We start from the raw sequence: 4605 nt of genomic DNA, 5'->3' as shown, positions 1-4605 counted from the left end.
TCTCTTCTCACCCGAGGAGTGCGCCAACTATCTCAAAAACTCAGGATATGTTTCCGTATAAAAACATCACGCTCTAGATGCCGGGCGGGCCGATCAATCCGCCCGACACACCGGCCGGTTGACGATAGCAACGGACGGGACCACGAGACGGAACCCGCAATTTGCGGGTAGAGCTAGCGCGACACAACCCTCGGTTATGGGATCGCCACGAAGCCGATCATACAGGTGCGGTGCGTCCCCTGCGGCCGGCGTCCGTCAGCCACCGGATCTAGCGGAGGGAATGCGGCCTTCGGCCAGTGCGAACAGTTTGTGCGGATCACGCAGCCCGATGCGCTGGCGGCCGCCTTCGACGAGGCCCTGCTGCTCCCATGCGCTCAAGATGCGGCTGACCGTGTGCAGCGTGGTGCCGGTCATCTCGGCGACGTCCTAGCGGCTGATCGGAAAATCGATCTCGATGCCGGTCTCGATCCGGCGGCCAGCCTGCTTCCCCAGGCGAAGCACCGCATGCGAGATGGAACCGGAGGCCGTTGCCCACATTCCTCCGGAACGTTGTCCTGACGCAAATCGCGCAGGACCTCGGAACGCTAAGGCTCAATATACCCGCGCCGAGGCGGGAAAGTAGCAACAAGTACACGAGCGGATGGCAGTCATGTCGATCCCAAGATTGCGCCAGTATCAAGGGCCGGCCGTACTCTCCTACGGCTTCCGGCCGTTCTTTCTGCTCAGCTCGGCCTATGCCGGCGCTATGATCGTGATCTGGCTGCCGGTGTATGAAGGTCATCTGGCCCTGACCACGGTGTTCTCGCCGCGAGACTGGCATGTGCATGAGATGCTGTTCGGCTATGTCAGCGCCGTGATCGGCGGCTTCCTGTTGACTGCCGTGCCGAACTGGACCGGGCGGTTGCCGCTGCAGGGCAATTCGCTCGCAGCGCTGGTCTCGACCTGGATCGCCGGCCGGATCGCGATCTTCCTCTCGGCATCGATCGGATGGGCTGCTACCGCTGTGATCGATGTCGCGTTCCTCACGCTGCTCGCGACGGCGGCCGCGCGCGAGATCGTGGCGGGACGCAAATGGAGCAACCTCCCGGTCGTGGCGATCGTTTCGCTGCTCTCGCTCGCCAATCTGGCCTTCCACATCGAGGCACATCTCAACGGGCTCGCCGAGTATTCGACCCGGTTTGCGATCGCGCTGGTGATCATGCTGGTCACGCTGATCGGCGGTCGCATCATTCCGAGCTTCACGCGCAACTGGCTCGCGCGCCAACCCGCCGGCGAGATGCCGACTCCGTTCGACGGCTTCGACAGCATCACGGTCGCGGCAGGCGGCATCGCGCTGCTGGCCTGGGTGGCGATGCCGCTGGGCGCGTTCACCGCGGCGCTGCTATTGCCCGCCGGCGCCTTCCATCTGATCCGGCTTGGGCGCTGGGCCGGATACCGGACCCTGTCCGACCGCCTGGTGCTGATCCTGCACCTGGCCTACGCCTTCATACCGGTGGGCTTCATCCTGACCGGACTGGCTGCGATCGACCTCATTCCGGTGGGCGCCGGCATCCATGCCTGGACCGGCGGCGCCATCGGCGGGATGACGCTTGCGGTGATGACCCGCGCCACCCTCGGCCATACCGGCCGCGCGCTGCAGGCTTCCGCGGGGACACAGGTGATCTATGCCGCGATCGTTATCGCCGCACTCGCACGCATCTGCGCCTCGCTCGAACCGGCGCACATGATCCCGCTGCTGACGGTGGCCGGCGCCGCCTGGGCGATCGCCTTCATCGGCTTCGTCGCGCTCTACGGCCCCGCATTGTGCTCGCCGCGAAAGGCGTGACGTTTCGACGCGGATTTGCTCTGTTTGAAGAGGTGATCGACTGCAGCCGGAAGGTCCTGCGGTCGCGTCCATTAGGGGCAATTTCACCAATTCGCATTAATCCTTTCGGAACCATCGGCGGCCGAAGCCGCCGGAAGCTCCAGAAAAGGTGTGCGATGCTCGGCAATCTCAGGATTTCCTCCAAGCTGATGATCATGGTCGGAGTTTCGGTGCTCGGCATTGTCGCCGTGGCCTTTGTCGGCCTGCAGGCGCTGAAGAACAATCTGCTCGAGGATCGCAAGGCCAAGCTGCAGGATCTGGTCCTACTCGCCAAGCAGACGGTGGAGCAGGACTACGAGGCCGCCAGGAAGGCCGGCCTTTCCGACGCGCAGGTCCTCGAACGAAGCAAGGCGCTGCTGCGCACGCTGCGCTTCGGCAAGGACGACTATTTCTATGCCCTGGGCAAGCAAGGCGTCGTCGAGTCGCATCCGAATCCGAAGGTCGAGGGCAAGAACCTGATGGATACGGCTGATTCGGACGGTGTGTTCTATACCCGCCGGCAGGTCGAGATGGCGCCGCAGGGTGGCGGCTTCGTGCAGTACCGCTTCACACGCGCGGCCGGCGGCGAGGCGATCCCGAAGATCTCCTATGCGACCGAATTCAAACCTTATGGCTGGGCCGTTGCCGGCGGCATCTATCTCGACGACATCGATGCGATCTTCTGGTCGGAGGCGCGCTGGATCGGCTCGATCCTCGCCGTCGCGCTGCTGCTTGTTGCCGGCATGTGCTTCCTGATCGGGCGCAGCATTGTCGGCCCGATCACCGGCATGACCGCCGCCATGCGCAAGATCGCCGACGGCGCGACCGACACCATGATTCCCGCGCAGGAGCGCCGCGACGAAGTCGGCGCCATGGCGCAGTCGGTCCAGGTGTTCAAGAACAACATGATCGATGCGGCGCGGCTGCGCGGCGAACAGGACGAATTGAAGAAGCGGGCCGAAGCCGAGCGGATCAGCCTGCTCGGCAAGATGGCCGACGAGTTCGAGAACAGCGTCCGCAGTTCGCTCGATGCGCTGGCGGGCGCCGCGGCCGGTCTGCGCACGACCTCGAACAGCATGTCGGGCGCGGCCTCGGAAGCGAGCCGCCAGGCGACGACGGTTTCCGCCGTCGCCGAGCAGGCCTCCGCCAACGTGCAGACCGTGGCCGCGGCGACAGAAGAATTGTCGTCCTCGGTCTCCGAGATCGGACGCCAGGTTGCGGAATCGACCCGCGTCGCGCAGCAGGCGGTGGAGGAGGCCAACCGCACCAATGTGACGGTGCAAGGCCTCTCAGCGGCGGCGCAGAAGATCGGCGACGTGATCAAGCTCATCAGCGATATTGCGAGCCAGACCAACCTCTTGGCGCTGAACGCCACCATCGAGGCGGCGCGGGCCGGCGAGGCCGGGCGCGGCTTTGCCGTGGTGGCGAGCGAGGTCAAGTCGCTGGCGAGCCAGACCGCGAAGGCGACCGAGGAGATCTCCGCGCAGGTCGCGGCGATGCAGGGCGCGACGACGGACGCGGTGCACGCGATCGAAGGCATCGGCGGCACGATCGGCGGGATCAACGAGATCACCACCGTGATCGCGGCGGCGGTCGAGCAGCAGGGCTCGGCCACCAAAGAGATCGCCCGCAACGTGCAGCAGGCCGCGCACGGCACCAGCGCGGTCTCCAGCAATATCGGCGGCGTCACCCGCGCCGCGGGTGAGACCGGCACGGCCGCGGGCAAGGTGCTGGATTCGGCGGAAGAGCTCAACAAGCAGGCCGAGATGCTGCGAGGCAAGGTCGACGGCTTCCTCGCCAATATCCGCGCGGCGTGAGGCTTAGCTCGGCTCCAGCACCGTAGGAACGGCTGCCAATCGCGGTCGCAGGTCGAGATTGTCAAGCTGCGACTGATCCTCGATCGCGCCGGGACGCAGCGTGGAGAAGCGGGAGGGCGCGCGTCGCACCAGCCGATAGACGGAGGCCGGCGGCAGGTTGCTCATGGTGCGCCCGACCAGCGTGGCCTTCAGCCCGAGCCGATCGAGGATCGGCCGCGGGATCGGCGCCCTCGGTCCGTAGGTGAACTGATAGAACGCGCCGTTCGGACGCACATAGCGAAACGCGCCGCTTACGATCGACAGCACCTTGCGCGGCGACATCGTCAGCAACGGCAAGCCGCTCACGACCGCGCCGACCGAGCCGTCATCGGCGAGCTTCACCGTGCCGAGCCGCGCCGCGTCCATCCACAGCACGCGCGCGCCGGGAAAGCGCAATTGCAGAATCTGGACGAATTCGGATCCGTATTCGACGATGGTGAGATCCTGCTGCCTGATTCCCTTCTGCAGCAGCTTGTAGGTGAAGACGCCGGTGCCGGCGCCGAGCTCGATAATCGGGCCGGATGACGGTGTGATCTCGCGGGTGATCAATTCGGCAAGCGCGTTGCCGGACGGGGCGACCGCGCCGACCCGACGCGGGTTGAACAGCCAAGAGAGAAAAAACGATGTGGCATCGTGAGACATGAGTCCATGACCTTGCAATAATAAGCACAGTGTCCCGGCGCCGCGCCGCAAGCCCCAGATGCGATTCGGATCAAGACGTGCGCATCATCGACGCGCGGCATTGCGACAGCATTGCGTGTTGTGAGGAGATGGATGCGGTCACACGAAAGGTGTCGTAGCCCGTGTGGAGCGAAAGCGTACTCCGGGCCCGCTCTCGACCTCAGCAATAACCGGTTGTCATTCCGGGGCGCGCGCAGCGCGAGCCCGGAATCCATCAGGCCGCGG

3 protein-coding genes and 1 pseudogene are annotated in these 4605 nt (G+C 65.2%); 2 read left to right on the top strand and 2 right to left on the bottom strand.

Features of this window, described 5'->3' with window-relative positions:
• Positions 1-255: 255 nt before the first annotated feature.
• Positions 256-513: pseudogene (locus ACZXDY_RS44850) on the bottom strand (helix-turn-helix domain-containing protein); the annotation flags it as partial.
• A 136-nt stretch (positions 514-649) separates the two neighbouring features.
• Between ACZXDY_RS44850 and ACZXDY_RS44845 the strand changes: the two are divergent.
• The gene (locus ACZXDY_RS44845; RefSeq protein WP_464349888.1) at positions 650-1825 is read left to right on the top strand and encodes an NnrS family protein; all 1176 of its coding nucleotides are present in this window, start codon (positions 650-652) and stop codon (positions 1823-1825) included.
• Between the two features lie 155 nt (positions 1826-1980).
• Complete coding sequence (locus ACZXDY_RS44840; RefSeq protein WP_464349887.1) at positions 1981-3660, top strand: methyl-accepting chemotaxis protein; 1680 nt, start codon at positions 1981-1983, stop codon at positions 3658-3660.
• Between the two features lie 3 nt (positions 3661-3663).
• On the opposite strand, the gene ACZXDY_RS44835 is transcribed toward ACZXDY_RS44840, so the two are convergent.
• Positions 3664-4341: a class I SAM-dependent methyltransferase gene (locus ACZXDY_RS44835; RefSeq protein WP_464349886.1), complete on the bottom strand. Its 678-nt coding sequence runs from the start codon at positions 4339-4341 to the stop codon at positions 3664-3666.
• Positions 4342-4605 lie beyond the last annotated feature (264 nt).

The organism is Bradyrhizobium sp. LeoB3 (assembly GCF_055456055.1).
This window is presented reverse-complemented; position numbering and strand designations above follow the sequence as displayed.